This is a genomic window from Actinoplanes aureus, assembly GCF_015704865.1.
GTDB classification, from domain to species: Bacteria; Actinomycetota; Actinomycetes; order Mycobacteriales; family Micromonosporaceae; genus Actinoplanes; species Actinoplanes aureus.
Genome location: NZ_JADQTO010000001.1, coordinates 191,321 through 206,373, shown reverse-complemented (window position 1 = coordinate 206,373; position 15,053 = coordinate 191,321). Strand labels below are relative to the sequence as shown.

Below are 15,053 nucleotides of genomic sequence, written 5' to 3'. Positions count from 1 at the left end.
TCCACATGCAAACTGGCGGCGTGGCTTTCACCCTGACGATCGATTGCGGCGGCGGCGGCATCAAGGGCTCGGTGCTGGACGAGGCCGGCACGATGCGGGCACACCCGATCCGGGTCCCGACTCCGTACCCGCTACCGCCCGACCTCTTCGTCAAAACCCTGGTGAACCTCGGTGAACAGTTGCCGAACGCGAACCGGGTCACGGTCGGGATGCCGGGGATGATCCGGCACGGGGTGGTGGTGGCGACGCCGCACTACGTGACCCGCAGCGGGCCGCGTACCAAGGTGGATCCGGAGCTGCTCGAGGCGTGGCAGGGGTTCGACGCGCGTACCGCGCTGGCCGAGGCGTTCGGCCTGCCCACCCTGGTGCTCAACGACGCCGAAGTGCACGGCGCCGGTGTGGTCGCGGGCACCGGCTGCGAGCTGGTGCTGACCCTCGGCACCGGCCTGGGCTGCGCACTCTTCGACGGCGGCGAGCTCGCCCCGCACCTGGAGATGTCGCAGGCCCCGGTGCGCTGGGGGATGTCCTACGACACGTACATCGGTGAGCACGAACGCCGCCGCCTGGGCGACGCGCTCTGGTCCCGCCGGGTGCGCAACGTCGTCGAGGGCCTGCGCCCGGTCTTCCTCTGGGACCGGGTCTACCTCGGCGGCGGCAACTCGCGACTGATCACCCCGACACAGCTGGCCCGGATGGGCGACGACGTGGTCGTGGTGCCGAACACGGCGGGCATCGTCGGCGGCGTCCGCGCCTGGACGCTGGGCCACATGAAATGACGAGTCAGGTGCGATGACGCCGGAAGCCGTGCTGTTCGACTTCGGTGGTGTGCTCGCGGACGCTCCGTACCGGGCCGCCCCTCCGGAACTCGTCCTGCGGATCTACAACCTGGCGCGGGGTGCGCTCACCCCCGGGCAGATTCAGCGATCGCTCACCGAGGGCGGCGAGGCCTATGCCCGCTGGCGTGATGAGGACTGGCCCGACGAGCTGCCACAGGCGGAGGTCTGGGAACGGTTCGTGATCGGCGGCTGGCCCCCGCTCGCCCAGGTCCGGGTGCGCGGCGCGGTGCCGCGCCTCAGCTACGACTGGGCCTGGCGGGAGGGCTGGGCGCTGCGCCCCGGCATTCCCGAGGCCCTGGCGGCGCTGGCCGAGGCGGGCATCCCGATGGCGGTGGTCAGCAACACCCTCTGCGGCGCGGCGCACCGCGATTTCCTCGCCAAGGCCGGCGTGGGCCGGCTCTTCGCCGCGCAGATCTACAGCGACGAGGCCGGCGTCCGCAAACCCAACCCGCAGATGATCTGGAACGCCACCGACAAGCTCGGCGTCTCCCCCGCGGCCTGCTGGTTCGTCGGCGACAGCCGCCGCCGCGACATCCTGTGCGCCCGCCGCGCCGACATCGGCACGGCGATCCTCATGCCATCCGGCCGCGACGACCCGGCGGACCCATCACCCTGGCCCGCACCCGACGCCGTCGTCACCGACGGCTTCGCCCTCCGAGACTTACTCTGAGCCTTCCGCTCACGCCCATTTTCCGGTACGCGTTTCCACCGTCCCCGAAACCCGGCCGTCCCCGCCGGCCACGCGACCTGGACGCATCCCCGGGCCCCAGCGCGCCCGCCGGGCCCATGCAGCCACTTGCGCTTCAGCTCAACGACCTGCGGTTACCTGCCAGACGGTGGTGCGGCGGACCGGGACGCTCTCGAGTTCCTCGTTGACCGGGACGTCGTACACGGCTCGCTGGATCAGGCCGTCCGGGAGGTAGGCGCGGCCCGGGTCGCCGACCAGGACCAGGGAGCCGCGGCCGGCGGCACGCCGCAGGAACGGGAGGACGCGGCCGGCCATCTCCCGGCTGTAGAAGACGTCACCGGCGAGGATCACGCCGTACTTGTCGTCGGTGTCCAGCAGGTCGCCTTCGACCGCCTCCACCTGGACGCCGTTGGCCTCGGCGTTGGCCAGCGCCGCGGCGAGCGAGAACGGGTCGATGTCGTTGGCGGTGACCGGGTGTGCGCCGGCGCGGGCCGCCGCGACCGCGACCAGCCCGGATCCGGTGGCCAGGTCGAGCACGCTGCGCCCGGCGACCAGGTCCGGTTCGTCGAGTACATGCCGCGCGAGGGCCTGGCCGCCGGCCCAGGCGAACGCCCAGAAGGGCGGTGGCTGCGGCGTGCCGCCCGACTCGGTGGCCTCCCAGAGCGCGATCGGCTCCTCGGCCTGCCGGAGGAGGATCTCCGGGACGAATGGCACCGGCGCGGGAACGGTGTGGGCGCGGACGAAGTCGAGAGGCACCTCCCGATTGAACCCCGGTTCGACGTGTCCGGGGCCATCGGGTCCGGCACCGGCCTCCGTCGCCCGGGTGAAAAGGGTTCATCGTGCCGCTATCGCTCAGATCATCGGCTGGCGGGCCGATCAGGCCGATATCGGGGTAGCGCGGAAGGGAGCAGGATGCCGACACGGTGGCCCGCCGCCCTATTCGGCGCCTGGATGGCGGTGCTCATCGTCGCCGTGGCTCTGCAACCCGGCCTGGAGATACCGCTGCGGCTGGTCGGCGGGGTCTCGACGGTCGCCGTCGTGGCGTACGGGATCCGTCGCAGCCACCCCGACGACGTCCGGCCGTGGTGGCTGCTCGCCGCGGCCGTGGCCCTGTCGGCGATCGGTGGAGCCGCCGCCGACGCACCGTCGTTCATCACGAACTGGGCGCTCTGGCTGGCGCCGACCGGCACCGCGCTGCTGCTGCTCGCGTACCCGGTCCTGGCCGTCGCCCTGGCCGGTTTCGTACGCCGCCGCACCAACGCCGCCCGGGACCACGCCGGCCTGCTGGACGCGCTCACCGTCACCTCCGGAGTGGCGCTGCTGATCTGGACGTTCGTGATCGGGCCACGGATGGACGGCTCGGTGGGCGAGGGCTGGATGGGCCTGGCCATGCCGCTCGCCGACCTGCTCTGCCTGGGTCTGCTGATCCGGCTCGCCACGATGCCCGGCCGGCTCGTCGCGCCCGGTCACTGGCTCGGCGCCGGGGTGTTCGCGATGCTGGTCGCCGATGTGGCCCGCCAACCTGTCCTCGGCCACCTGGCCTTCTACGCTGCCGCCGGTCTGGCCGCGTCGATCCCGTCGATGGCGGAGCTGACCCGCCCGTCCGAGGTGCCGCCCGCCGAGACCAGCCGGAGCCGGCTCGCCCTGCTCGGCGTGGCGGCTCTGGTCGCGCCGGCCGTACTCGTGCTGAAGATGTTCCGGGACGGGCAGGTCGCCGGCCTCACCACGGTGGCCGCGCTGAGCATGCTCATGCTGCTGCTGGTCCTGGCCCGGATGGCCGGGATCATGACGAGCCACCGGCAGGCGATGGCCCGGGAACGGGCCCTGCGCGAGGCCTCGGCGGCTCTGGTGTCGGCGGTCGACGCCGAGGGTGTCGGGCTCGCGGTACGCACCGCGGTGGCCCAATTGCTCCCCGGCGACGTGCCGCACGGCGTCGTTCTGGCGATCGCGATCGCCCAGGCGGAACCGCAGTCGGCAGAGGCCGCCGCGCAGGCCGCCGTGGACCGGGCCACCGGCACCGCCGCCCGCCTGGTCACCACCCGCGACGTCGACTGGGCCGTCGCGGTACGGCTCACCCAGTTCACCAAGACGCTGCGCTGCCCGATGGTGCTCAAGGACCGGCCGGGCGGCGACCCGCTGGTCGGTGTGCTGCACGTCGGCGCGCCCACCTGGGCGTTGCTGGAACTCCAACGCTCGGTGGAGGTGCTGGCCGGACAGGTCGCGCTCGCCCTGGAGCGGATCGCGCTCGGCCAGGAGGTGGCCCGGCGCAACAGCGAGACCTACTTCCGCACCCTGATCCAGAACACCGCCGACGTCATCGTGATCCTCGACGAGCAGGACCGGATCCGGTACGCGAGCCCGTCGGCGGTCGGCGTGTTCGGCGGCGACCCGACCGGGGCACTGCTCCCCGAGGTGATCCACCCGGGCGAGCGGAACCGGCTCGCCGAGGTGCTGACCGCGGTCCGGGGCGGTGACCAGTTGCAGCAACAGCTCGACTTCCGCGCCCGCGGCAACCGGCGTACCGAGGTGCTGCTGGAGCTGCACTGCCGTGACCTGCGGGCGGAACCGACCGTGTCCGGCCTGGTCATCACCATGCGGGACGTGACCGAGCAGCGCCGTCTCGAGCAGGAGCTCACCCACCAGGCGTTCCACGACGCGATGACCGGTCTGGCCAACCGAGTGCTCTTCAACGACCGGCTCAAGCACGCGCTGGCCCGCGGTGCCCGGGACGGTTCGGTGGTCGGCGTCCTCTTCATCGACCTGGACGACTTCAAGATCGTGAACGACACGCTCGGGCACGCGGTCGGCGACCAGCTGCTGATCGAGGTGGCGAGCCGGATCGCCGGGGCGCTGCGGGCCGACGACACGGCGGCCCGGCTCGGTGGTGACGAGTTCGCGGCGCTGGTGGAGAACGTCAACGATCCGGGCGCGGTCGAGGAGACCGCGAACCGCATCCTGGCCGCGCTGGCCCCACCGATCCAGACCGACGCCAAGCCGCTGCACGCGGTCGCCAGCATCGGCATCACCACCACACCCGAGGCGAGCGACGCCGACGAACTGCTGCGCCAGGCGGACCTCGCCCTCTACGTGGCCAAGGGCGCCGGCAAGAACCAGTGGCGGCGTTACCAGGCGCACCTGCACAACGAGATGGTGGAGCGGCTGGAGCTGCGCTCGGCGCTGGACCACGCGGTCAACGAGGGTCACTTCCTGCTGCACTACCAGCCGATCGTCGACCTGGCAGCGGGTACGCCGGTCGGCTTCGAGGCGCTGGTCCGCTGGCATCACCCGAAGCGGGGCGTGATCACGCCGGACCAGTTCATCGAGGTGGCCGAGGAGAGCGGCCTGATCGTGCCGATGGGACGCTGGGTGCTGGAGGAGGCGCTGCGTACGGTCGCCGAGTGGCGGCGCATCCTGCCGCCCGAGCTCGCGCCGTACGTCAGCGTCAACGTCTCGGTCCGGCAGTTCCGGGAGAACGGGTTCGTCGACCAGGTACGCAACGCGCTCCAGCACACCGGGGTGCCGCCGCAGGGCCTGATGCTCGAGATCACCGAGACCATGCTGGTCAAGGACGACGAACAGGTCTGGACGAACCTCGCCACGCTGCGCGACCTGGGCATCCGGATCGCGATCGACGACTTCGGCACCGGCTACTCGTCGCTGGGCTACCTGCGCCAGCGTCCGATCGACGTCGTGAAGATCGACAAGACCTTCATCGACGACATGATCACCAGCCATCAGCCGCTCGCGCTGGTCACCGGCATCGTGAGCCTGGCCCAGTCACTCGGCCTAATCGTGGTGGCCGAGGGCATCGAGAGCCCGACGCACCGGGAGCTCCTGGTCCGGATGGGCTGCCCGTTCGGTCAGGGCTATCTCTTCTCCAGCCCGCTCGGCCCGACCGAGGTGCTGGCCTGGATGCGCGGCGTTCAGCCGATCGCCGTCTGACCCGCTGTTTCCCGGCGGCCGCGCTGGGGCCGGAACCGGCAGGCGGTCGCGTCCGTAGTTCGGGACGGCCGGTGGGTTCGGGGGCGGCCGATCACTCGTACCTCAATAGGGGTTTCCGGTGCCTGGCAGGCGGCCGCGCAGTAGGCCGCCCATCCGTCCGGGCAGGTCGGCGTCGTCGCGAAGCGGTGGGGTGTCGGCGTGCGCGCGCGCGGCCAGGCCCGCGACGAGCTCGCGCAGCGCGCTCACCGCATCGACGCGCGGGCGCCAGCCCAGCTCGGCCGCGGCCCGGTCGCAGCTCATCAGCGGCGCCTTCAGCGCCAGCCGGACCCAGCCTCGATCGACCGGCTGGAGCCGCAGCCACCAGCTGAGCGAGGCGGCACCCTCCAAGAGCAAACCCGGAACCGGCAGGGGTACGCCGTGGAAAGCGTCACCCACGACGTGTGGATCAAGCACCGGCCCGGCCGCGATGTTGAAGGCGCCACGCACGTCGGCCCGGAGCGCCCGCAGGTACGCGTCCGCGACGTCGTCGGCGTGCACCGCCTGCATCTTCAGCCCCGGATGCCGCGGCAGCAGCGGGATCCAGCCGAAACGCAGCAATCGGGCGGGCAGGAGCGGACCGGCGAAGTACCGCCCGATCTCGGTGCCCGCGTCCCGCTGGAAGATCAGGCCGGGGCGGAGCCGCACCACCCGCAACGTCGGATGGTCCGCCTCGATCTCGTCGAGCATCCGCTCCACCAGCGCCTTGTGCCGGCTGTACGAGGATTCCGGCACGCCGGTGCGCAGCCACGTCTCCTTGACGAACGCCCACTTCGGGCCGGGCGCGTAGACGCCGACCGAGGACGCGTGCACCAGCGACGGCACGCCCGCGCGCAGTACGGCCCGGAACACCGACCGGCTGCCCAGCACGTTCGTCCGGTACAGCTGGCGCGGGTCGTGACTCGGCTGGATCTGCCAGGCCAGGTTCACCACGGCGTCGGCGCCCTGGAAAATTCCGGTCAGCCTCTCGGTGGCGTCGTCCGCGCCGACATCCACCGCGTGCCAGGGCAGCTCGACGCCGTCCGGCAGCCGGCGGGACACGCCGGTGACCTCGATGTCGGGTTCGGTCTCGAGGCGACGCAGCAGGGCGATTCCGGCGTTGCCGCTGGCACCCACGATCACTACACGCATGGTTTTTTCGTGTACCCAGCGTGTCGGGGTTGAACCACGGTTATCGGTTGCGGCCGGCCGGATTGTGTTTCCCGGGCAGTTTTCGGATGCCCGTCCGGGCCCGATGTTTCGGTTCGAAATCCGGGCCTTCGCTATCGAGCCATGTCGCTCGACGTACGACGGCGCCACCGGGATCCCGGTGGCGCCGCCGTGCGTGCGGTTCGATCTAACGCTTGCTGTGGTACGCCTCCACGACGTCGCTCGGGATCCGGCCCCGCTCGGAGACGGTGTACCCGTTCTTGTTGGCCCACTCGCGAATAGCCTGGTTCTGATCGCGGCTGGACCGGCTCGTCGCAGCCGGTGCGGCCCGCCGGGCGGTGGCCTGGATGCTGCCGTTGCGGCCCAGCCGGGTCGCCGCGGAGAGGAACGGTTCCAGGGCCTTGCGCAGCTTGCCGGCGTTCTTTTCGGACAGGTCGATGGTGTAGTTCACGCCGTCGAGCCCGAATTCAACGGTGCGGTCGGCTTCGCCCCCGTCGAGGTCGTCGGTGAGAAGGGTAATTATCTGCTTGGCCATGTGTGTCGCTCCTACCGCGATGTCATTCGGGTGACAGTGCGCGAATGGTCGTCGTCGTCGCATTCATTCTGGCGGGTTAGCGGTATCGAATGCAAATTGTGCGTTCTGGCATGTCGCAATTGCAGGTGGTGAGGGCGCTTTTGAGCCTCGTGAATGCGTATCCCTCCCGGGTCGCCACGCCGCCGGTGCTCTAACCTTCCCTGGTAGGGAGGTTTGAGGAAGTTGAGGGAACTTTTCTCCGCGGAGGAGGTGGCCGAACTGCTGGGCTTGCACGTCAAGACGGTTCGCGCCCACGTCCGCTCCGGCCGCATCAAGGCCGTACGGGTGGGCCGCCGATACCGGATTCCGCGCAGTTCGCTGGCGGCGTTGACTGCCGAAGCCGGTAACCCGGCGGAACCGGCGCCGGTCGAGGTGTCCTCCGTGGTCCGGATCGCGGGTGTGGATTTCTTCCGCGCGGAACGGTTCGACGCGCTCATCCAGGCAGCGATCGCGGCGCCGGCGGGAGCGCCACATGTCCAGACGATTCATGACCGGGAGCGGGCCACGCTCACGGTGGTCATCGTCGGGACGCCTCGGGCCACTGCCGAACTGCTCCAGGTGATCGAGAACTTCGCGGAGGCGCCCTGACCGCGATCGGGCCCGGCCGGGCGGTTGCGGGTCACCGCTCGGCCCGCTACCTGGCGCACTCCGCGGATCCGTGGGGCTCACCGCGCCCCACCTGCTACCCCCTGCACTGCTCCTGCTACCCCCTGCACTGCTCACCGCGCTCCGCCCGCCACCCGGCGCACCCCCGCGCGGCTCACCGCGCCCAGACCGCAGCCCAGCGCACCCCGACCTGCGGCCCAACGGAACCCGGCCCGCTGCCCGGCACCACTCCGGACGCGCCCCCCACCGTGCGCGGCGCAACCTGGCCGGGCGCCGCAACCATCGGCACCCCGCCAACCGTGGTTCGCCCACTGCGAACATGGCTGCCACATTCGCTTGCAAGGGTGTAAGTATGTAATCACGTAAGTGAGGCACCATTGGGAGGTTGGAAATGCGCCTTCGAGTTGCTCCGCCCGGTGGGCGGGCCGAGCCACCCAACGCTGACGACGCGGCCGCCTGGGTGACCGGCGCCGTACCGGACGGATGGTTCACCGAACCGCCCGAGGTCGTCGTGGATCGTGACGAAATCATCATCTGGGGTCGTCTGCCACGGCCCGAGCTGGCCGCCGAGGCGACCGAAGCCGACCAGGCGGCCGGTCAGGCCGGGCGGATCACCCAGTTCCGGGAGGACACCCGGGACGCCCGGATCAGGGTCGCCCGCCAGGTCGAACACCGCTACCAGCGCAAGGTCGCCTGGGGCATCCGCTGCGGTGACACCTCCGAACTCTTCACCCACCTCGCCGCGCCGGTGATGACCCGCCTGCGCCAACCGGAACGGCAGGTCCTCGACACACTCGTCGACGCCGGCGTGGCCCGCTCCCGCTCGGAGGCGCTGGCCTGGTGCGTCAAACTGGTCGGCCGGCACACCGAGGACTGGCTCGGTGAACTTCGCAACGCGATGACCCGAGTCGACGAGCTGCGCCGGCAAGGCCCCGACGCCTGACTCGCGCGGCGCCTGCTGCCCTTGACTCTCCCGCCTGCAAGCACACCGAGCCGCACGACGGGCGTCCCGCCCAGCGAAGACGCGGCAAGGCGGCAGGCGGGTGGCTGCGGGTGCAGGCGCCGCCGGGAATCAGGTAGGGGCGCACGGAACCAGGCCGGAAACGGAACCAAGCTGGGCACGGAATCAGGCCGGGCACGGAATCAGGCCGGCGCGCGCCGCAAAAAGGGCGGCCCGCGGCATGTGGCGGGGCGCCACAGCGGGCAGCCGCAGGCCGGCCGTAGGGTGATCACGTGCTGCGTGAGGTCACCGCCATCCGATATGTCACCCCGCTCCGCGAGGGCGGCTCGCTTCCGGGTGTCGTCGAGGCCGACGACTTCGGGACGTACGTGGTGAAGTTCCGCGGCGCCGGGCAGGGGCCGCGGGCGCTGGTGGCTGAGGTGATCGCCGGGGAGCTGGCGCGACGGCTGGGGCTGCCGGTGCCGGAGCTGGCCCGGGTCGAGCTCGACCCGGTGGTGGCCCGGGCCGAGCCGGACGAGGAAGTCCAGGAGCTGATCAAGGCCAGCGCGGGCGGCAACCTCGGGATGGATTTCCTGCCGGGCGCACTCGGCTACGACCCGAACGCCCACCCGGTCGAGGCGGGCCTGGCCAGCCGGGTCGTAGCGTTCGACGCCTTCGTGGAGAACGTGGACCGCAGCTGGCGCAACCCGAACCTGCTGATCTGGCACGGCGACCTCTGGCTGATCGACCACGGGGCCACCCTCTACTTCCATCACAACTGGGCTCGGGCCGCCGCCGTGGTGCACCGGCCGTACCGCTGGGACGACCACGTGCTGAAGCCGTACGCCACCGGGCTGGCCGAGGAAGGTCCGGCCCTGGCGGCACGGATCACCCCGGCACTGCTCGGCGAGGTGCTGGCGCTCATCCCGGACGAGTGGCTGGACGACGAAGCGGACCGGGACGCGTACCTGAACCACCTGTCGCAGCGCGCGGCCCGGCCGGAAGCGTGGTTGCCGTGAAGGTCCCCTACGAGTACGCGATCATCCAGGCCGTTCCCCGCATCGAACGCGGCGAGCTGATCAACGTCGGGGTGCTGCTGTACTGCCAGCGCCACGACTTCCTCTCCGCCCGCACCCACCTGGACGAGGCCCGGCTGCGCGCGCTGGACCCGGCCGCCGACGTGCCGGCGATCCGGACCGCGCTGGACTCCTGGGAACGAACCTGCTCCGGTGGCGGCGCGGCCGAGCAGATGCGCCTGGGTGAACGCTTCCGCTGGCTGGTCGCACCGCGCAGCACGGTGCTGAGGGCCGGTCCGGTCCACATGGGGCTGGCCGAGGACCCGGCCGCCGAGCTGGAGAGGCTCAGTGACCTGCTGGTCCGCTGATAGAACGGCCGAAGAGCGAAGACCCGCAGTGCCTCAGGCCATGGTCGAGGTCCGCCGCCGCAGGTCGACCTCGGAGCGCACGCCGCGCGGCGAATAGCAGGCGATGGTGTCGCCCGGACGCAACCGATCGTCCTCGGCGTAGCGGCGGGCCAGCTTCTCCTCGGCGGACCGGTCGCCGGCGTCGGCGGCCACGAGCAGCTCGGCGATCTCGTCGACGAGGGACAGCTCCTCGGGCCGCCACGGCGGCAGATCCGCCCAAGCCTCCTCGATCGGGCGCCCGGCGATCTGGTCGGCTACTTCGGCCACATAGCCCCACATGTCCCAGAGCAGCAGCTCGTCGCCCCGGCGATGGGCCAACTCGAGCAGCACATACTCCGCCACTATCCGCAGACCGCGCAGAGGGCTCCCGCCGCCGACGCCGAACGTGTCCGGGTCGGCATCGCCGCGACGGCAGGTGACCCACGACTGCGCCGCGGTGCGTAGACCACCGGGCCCTAGCAGCACGTCCTCGACGGCCAGTTGCGCGTCGACCGCGATCCAGCGTCGGCCGTCGTGGTACTCCGCCACCACGTGGTCGACGTGGAAGTCCGGCTCCAGATAGTCGGCGAAACCGACCCGGCTGCGCGCCGGGATGCCTTTCGCCCGTAGCGCCGAGACGGTGAGCAGGGTGAAGTCACGGCAGCAGCCGACGATCCGCTGCTCCTCGGGCCGGGGCACGTCGAGCGGCTCGGAGAACCGGGACGCGTCCGCGTCGAGCATGCGGTCGACCCAGCGGCTGTCGATCTCGGAGAGGCGCGCGGGCGGGAACTCCAGCCCGGAGGCCCGGTAGTGCACCACGAGGTTGCGCACCACGGCTGCGATGCCGGCAACGTCGTCCGGCAGTGCCGCGAGCTGCGCGAGATGGTGCCGCGGGTCGGAGAACGCCGTCTGTCGTGTGTAGTCCAATGCCTTCACCCTTCGATAGGTTGCGCGACGAGCGCGAACGGGTCGGTCCCGGCGAGCCGGTCCCAAGAGTCGAGGTAGATCTCCCGAGGAGGGCCGGACAGCAGGTGGCCGGCCGTGGTGACGAACTCCCACACCGCCTCATAGGCCTGCGTGATCCGCGGGTAGAAGCAGTCGTCCCGGGTCACCACGGCGAACGCCACCAGTCGCTCCGGCTCTCTGCGGAGTGTGATCCGCTCGACCGGCTCGACCGAACCCGAGTACGGCACGCAGACCTCGATGGCCGTCTCACTGTCCGGCGTGACCGGGTGGGGATAGACCACCCAGTGCTCGCCGGTGGTCGCGGCACCCTGCTCCTCGAGGTGCCGGCGGATCTCCCACTCGGCGGAGCCCATGGCGGTGACCAGGCTCTGCTGATCCACAACGGTCTGGATCGTGGCCACCTTTCGCGCGGCGCGCAGCTCCACCCGTACCGAATAGGTCTGCTCTGGCTCGCCGCCGTGCACCCACCGTGTACGCAACCAGATGTAGCTCTCCCGCCGGGCGGCGATAGCCGCCTCCTCGGTCGCCCACCAGCGATCCAGGCGACGTCCCGCCTCCTCCTCGGAAAGGTCGATCACCTCCGCGATGACCGCCAGCGGCATGCCGAGACGGCGCAGCAGGCTGATCCGGGCGGCCCGCTCGAGTTGGTCGGCCGTGTAGCGCCGGTAGCTGCTGGCGGCGTCGACCTCGGCCGGTGGGAGCAGACCCGAGACGGCATAGAGCCGTAGCGCCTTGATCGACAGACCGGACCGCCGCCCGAACTCGCCGATCGTCATCGACTCGATCCCCCGCGATGTCATGGATCGATGGTGAAGCCTCCCCCAGGGGCCGAGTAAAGGGGCAGACTGAGCGGATGCAGCTGCCGCTCAACCCACCGGTCAAGCCGATGCTCGCCAAGCCCGTCGCCGATATCCCGCCGGACCAGGTCTACGAGCCCAAATGGGACGGATTCCGGTCGATCGTCTTCCGCGACGGTGACGAGGTGGAGATCGGAAGCCGCAACGAGAAGCCGATGACCCGCTACTTCCCCGAGGTCGTCGAGGCCGTGCTGGCGAACTTCCCGGAGCGGGTGGTGATCGACGGCGAGGTGATCGTCGCCGACACCGAGCGCAACATGCTCGACTTCGAGGCTCTCCAGCAGCGCATCCATCCCGCGGCGAGCCGGGTGAAGCTGCTCTCCGAGCAGACGCCGGCCAGCTTCGTCGCCTTCGACCTGCTGGCGATCGGCGACGAGGACCTGTCCGAGCTGCCGTTCAGCGAACGCCGCGCCCGCCTGATCAAAGCGCTGGAAAATGCCAAACCTCCGGTGTACGTGACACCCGCGACCGACGACCTGGAGACCGCCCGCCGCTGGTTCGACGAGTTCGAGGGCGCCGGTCTGGACGGGTTGATCGCGAAGGCCCGGGATCTGACCTACCAGCCGGACAAGCGGGTGATGACGAAGATCAAACACAAGCGCACGGCGGACTGCGTGGTGGCCGGCTACCGCGTGCACAAGTCGGCGGAGAACCGGATCGGCTCGTTGCTGCTCGGCCTCTACGACGAGCGTGACGTCCTGGTGAGTGTCGGGGTGATCGGCTCGTTCCCGATCAAGGTGCGCGAGGAGCTGTTCGAGGAGCTCCAGCCTCTGGTCACCTCCTTCGAGGGGCACCCGTGGGACTGGGCGGCGCACATGCAGGGCGAGCGCACCCCGCGGAAGAACGAGGTGAGCCGCTGGAACAACGGCAAGGACCTGTCCTTCACGCCGCTGCGCCCGGAGCGCGTGGTCGAGGTGCGTTACGACTACATGGAGGGCGTCCGCTTCCGGCACACCGCCCAATTCGAACGGTGGCGGCCGGACCGCGAGCCCCGCACCTGCACGTACGAGCAGCTGGAGCGACCGGTCCGGTTCGACCTCGCCGAGGTGCTGACCAGTCGTTGACCGGATGACCGGATAGGGTCGTCTGGTGCAAAGACGTCTGGCCACCGCACTCGTCACCGCGATGACCCTGATTACCGCCGGGTGCACCATGCCCACGTTCGCGCCGGAGGGCGCCGACGAGCCGGCCAGGCCGGGCGGCGCGGTGAGTTCGGTGGGCTCTCCGGCTCAGTGGACACCCTGCCCGGACGTGCCCGAGGGCCTGGTCGGACGGGCCGCGAGCGGGATGACGTACGAGTGCGCCTCGGTCGCCGTGCCCCAGGACTGGGCGGCGCCGAACAGCGGGGAGACGTACGAGATCGAGCTGCTCCGGATCCGTTCCAAGAAGCAGAAGAACCGGATCGGGTCGCTGCTGCTCAACCCGGGCGGCCCGGGCGCCTCCGGCATCGACACCGCCGTCTACCTCTCGTTCGGTCAGGCGCAGGGCGGCCTGCCCACCGAGGTCACCGACCGGTTCGACATCGTCGGGTTCGACCCGCGCGGGGTCGGCCGGTCCAGCCCGGTGAAGTGCATCAGCGACAAGGACCAGGACGCCAGCTTCGGTGCCGACCCGGACCCGGCGAGCTCGACCGACTTCAACGAGGTCGCCGCGCTGAACAAGCGGATCGCCGAGAACTGCGCCAAGCGGTACGGGCCGCGCCTGCCCACCTTCTCGACCGAGCAGGCCGCCCGCGACCTGGACGCCCTGCGCTCCGCGGTCGGCGACCCCAAGCTGACCTACCTGGGCTACTCCTACGGCACCCTGCTCGGCGCCACGTACGCCCAGCTGTTCCCGCAGAACGTGCGGGCTCTCGTGCTCGACGGCGCGGTGGACCCGACGGAGAACTACGTCCAGGGTTCCGAGGCGCAGGCCAAGGGCTTCGAGCGGGCGTTCACCAACTTCACCGAGTGGTGCTCGCAGACGCCGGCCAAGTGCCCGATCGCGCCGGACGCGCGGGGCGCGGTGACCGACGCGCTGGCCAAGGCGGAGGCCTCGCCGGTGCGCGGCGCCGACGGGCGGGACGCCACTCCCGGCTGGATCTTCCTCGGTCTGATCTCGTCGCTCTACACCGAGTCGGGCTGGGCAAGTCTGGCCGCCGCGATCGACGACCTGCAGGGCGGCGACGCGTCGGGAGTCTTCGCCCTGGCCGACCAGTACGCCGACCGGAAGCCGGACGGCAGTTACACCAACCTGTTCGACGCGAACCTCGCGGTGAACTGCGCGGACACCGACGACGCGCCGAGCGTCGAGGAGATCCGCCGGTTGCAGTCCGAGTGGCGGACGAAGTACCCGTTGTTCGGTGCGACGCTCGCGGTCGGCATGCTGCCCTGCAGCTTCTGGACCGGCAAGCGCGACCCGTACCCGACCGGCCCGGCGACCGGCGCGCCGCCGATCCTGGTGGTGGGCACGACCGGTGACCCGGCCACGCCGTACGAGAACACCGCCGACCTGGCGAAGATGCTGGGTGTGGGGCAGGTGCTGACGTGGGAGGGCGAGGGGCACACCGCGTACCCGTCCACCCCGTGCATCCGCCAGGCGGTGGACGGTTACCTCATCGACCTGGAGCTCCCTCAGGAGGGCCTGCGCTGTCCGGCACGCTGACGCCCTGCCGCTCGGCCAGCTCCTCCAGCAGCTGCCGGACGTGCCGCAGGTTCGCCTTGAGCTCCTCCTGCTCCTCGTGGCGGAAGGCGTCGGTGTCGACGATCAGCTTGCTGGCGAACTGCGCGGTGATCAGCGGGATGACCAGCAGAACCATCAGCGAGATGAGCAGGCCGGCCATCAGGCGCGCCTGCCAGGTCACGGGTGAGATGTCGCCGTAGCCGACGGTGGACGCGGTGACGACGGCCCACCAGATCGAGTCGCCGAGCGACGTGTCCGGCTCGAAGCGGTCGTAGAGGGTGCCGCACACAACGAGCAGGATCAGGTAAGCGAGTAACAGCTTCCTCGGCGAGTTGGCCAGCCAGACCACCGCGCGAAAGACCATCCGAGGCACCGTGAGCAGCGCATTCATTCCGT

At 70.7% G+C, this 15,053-nt stretch carries 15 protein-coding genes; 9 read left to right on the top strand and 6 right to left on the bottom strand.

The window, feature by feature from the left end; all coding sequences use genetic code 11:
* Window positions 1-20: 20 nt before the first annotated feature.
* Both I4J89_RS00955 and I4J89_RS00950 read left to right on the top strand, forming a co-directional pair.
* Entirely contained in the window at window positions 21-776 is a 756-nt protein-coding gene (locus I4J89_RS00955; protein WP_196411856.1) for an ROK family protein, read from the top strand.
* 13 nt (window positions 777-789) lie between these two features.
* The gene (locus I4J89_RS00950; RefSeq protein WP_196411855.1) at window positions 790-1,506 is read left to right on the top strand and encodes an HAD family hydrolase; all 717 of its coding nucleotides are present in this window, start codon (window positions 790-792) and stop codon (window positions 1,504-1,506) included.
* A gap of 138 nt (window positions 1,507-1,644) precedes the next feature.
* On the opposite strand, the gene I4J89_RS00945 is transcribed toward I4J89_RS00950, so the two are convergent.
* Window positions 1,645-2,280 carry a class I SAM-dependent methyltransferase gene (locus I4J89_RS00945; protein WP_196411854.1) on the bottom strand — a complete coding sequence of 212 codons (636 nt, stop codon included), beginning with the start codon at window positions 2,278-2,280 and terminating at the stop codon, window positions 1,645-1,647.
* 156 nt (window positions 2,281-2,436) lie between these two features.
* On the opposite strand from I4J89_RS00945, the gene I4J89_RS00940 reads away from it, so the two are divergent.
* Window positions 2,437-5,466: a putative bifunctional diguanylate cyclase/phosphodiesterase gene (locus tag I4J89_RS00940; RefSeq protein WP_196411853.1), complete on the top strand. Its 3,030-nt coding sequence runs from the start codon at window positions 2,437-2,439 to the stop codon at window positions 5,464-5,466.
* Between the two features lie 102 nt (window positions 5,467-5,568).
* On the opposite strand, the gene I4J89_RS00935 is transcribed toward I4J89_RS00940, so the two are convergent.
* Entirely contained in the window at window positions 5,569-6,633 is a 1,065-nt protein-coding gene (locus I4J89_RS00935) for an NAD-dependent epimerase/dehydratase family protein (protein ID WP_196411852.1), read from the bottom strand.
* A gap of 205 nt (window positions 6,634-6,838) precedes the next feature.
* On the bottom strand, window positions 6,839-7,186 hold the full coding sequence (locus I4J89_RS00930) for a histone-like nucleoid-structuring protein Lsr2 (protein ID WP_196411851.1): 348 nt from the start codon (window positions 7,184-7,186) through the stop codon (window positions 6,839-6,841).
* Between the two features lie 222 nt (window positions 7,187-7,408).
* Between I4J89_RS00930 and I4J89_RS00925 the strand changes: the two genes are divergently transcribed.
* The 4 genes from I4J89_RS00925 (at window position 7,409) to I4J89_RS00910 (ending at window position 10,155) form a co-directional block, all read left to right on the top strand.
* Window positions 7,409-7,813, top strand: coding sequence for a helix-turn-helix domain-containing protein (locus tag I4J89_RS00925; RefSeq protein ID WP_196411850.1), 405 nt, complete (start codon window positions 7,409-7,411; stop codon window positions 7,811-7,813).
* Between the two features lie 409 nt (window positions 7,814-8,222).
* Window positions 8,223-8,774 carry an ATP-binding transcription factor AbmR gene (gene abmR / locus I4J89_RS00920; RefSeq protein WP_196411849.1) on the top strand — a complete coding sequence of 184 codons (552 nt, stop codon included), beginning with the start codon at window positions 8,223-8,225 and terminating at the stop codon, window positions 8,772-8,774.
* 290 nt (window positions 8,775-9,064) lie between these two features.
* Window positions 9,065-9,790 (top strand): HipA family kinase, encoded by a 726-nt coding sequence (locus I4J89_RS00915; protein WP_196411848.1) that lies wholly within the window; start codon window positions 9,065-9,067, stop codon window positions 9,788-9,790.
* Window positions 9,787-10,155 carry a DUF3037 domain-containing protein gene (locus tag I4J89_RS00910; protein ID WP_196411847.1) on the top strand — a complete coding sequence of 123 codons (369 nt, stop codon included), beginning with the start codon at window positions 9,787-9,789 and terminating at the stop codon, window positions 10,153-10,155. The genes I4J89_RS00915 and I4J89_RS00910 overlap by 4 nt, the downstream gene beginning before the upstream one ends.
* Before the next feature lie 33 nt (window positions 10,156-10,188).
* Here I4J89_RS00910 and I4J89_RS00905 read toward each other — a convergent pair whose 3' ends face one another.
* Together I4J89_RS00905 and I4J89_RS00900 are read right to left on the bottom strand one after the other, a co-directional pair.
* Complete coding sequence (locus I4J89_RS00905) at window positions 10,189-11,109, bottom strand: transglutaminase-like domain-containing protein (protein ID WP_444876216.1); 921 nt, start codon at window positions 11,107-11,109, stop codon at window positions 10,189-10,191.
* Window positions 11,106-11,939 carry a MerR family transcriptional regulator gene (locus tag I4J89_RS00900; RefSeq protein ID WP_196411845.1) on the bottom strand — a complete coding sequence of 278 codons (834 nt, stop codon included), beginning with the start codon at window positions 11,937-11,939 and terminating at the stop codon, window positions 11,106-11,108. The genes I4J89_RS00905 and I4J89_RS00900 overlap by 4 nt, the downstream gene beginning before the upstream one ends.
* 53 nt (window positions 11,940-11,992) lie before the next feature.
* On the opposite strand from I4J89_RS00900, the gene I4J89_RS00895 reads away from it, so the two are divergent.
* On the top strand, window positions 11,993-13,060 hold the full coding sequence (locus I4J89_RS00895) for an ATP-dependent DNA ligase (protein ID WP_196411844.1): 1,068 nt from the start codon (window positions 11,993-11,995) through the stop codon (window positions 13,058-13,060).
* 61 nt (window positions 13,061-13,121) lie between these two features.
* Window positions 13,122-14,639, top strand: a complete 1,518-nt coding sequence (locus I4J89_RS00890; RefSeq protein WP_196412216.1) for an alpha/beta hydrolase — start codon at window positions 13,122-13,124, stop codon at window positions 14,637-14,639.
* On the opposite strand, the gene I4J89_RS00885 is transcribed toward I4J89_RS00890, so the two are convergent.
* Window positions 14,590-15,048 carry a potassium channel family protein gene (locus tag I4J89_RS00885; protein WP_196411843.1) on the bottom strand — a complete coding sequence of 153 codons (459 nt, stop codon included), beginning with the start codon at window positions 15,046-15,048 and terminating at the stop codon, window positions 14,590-14,592. The genes I4J89_RS00890 and I4J89_RS00885 overlap by 50 nt on opposite strands.
* Between the last annotated feature and the right edge of the window lie 5 nt (window positions 15,049-15,053).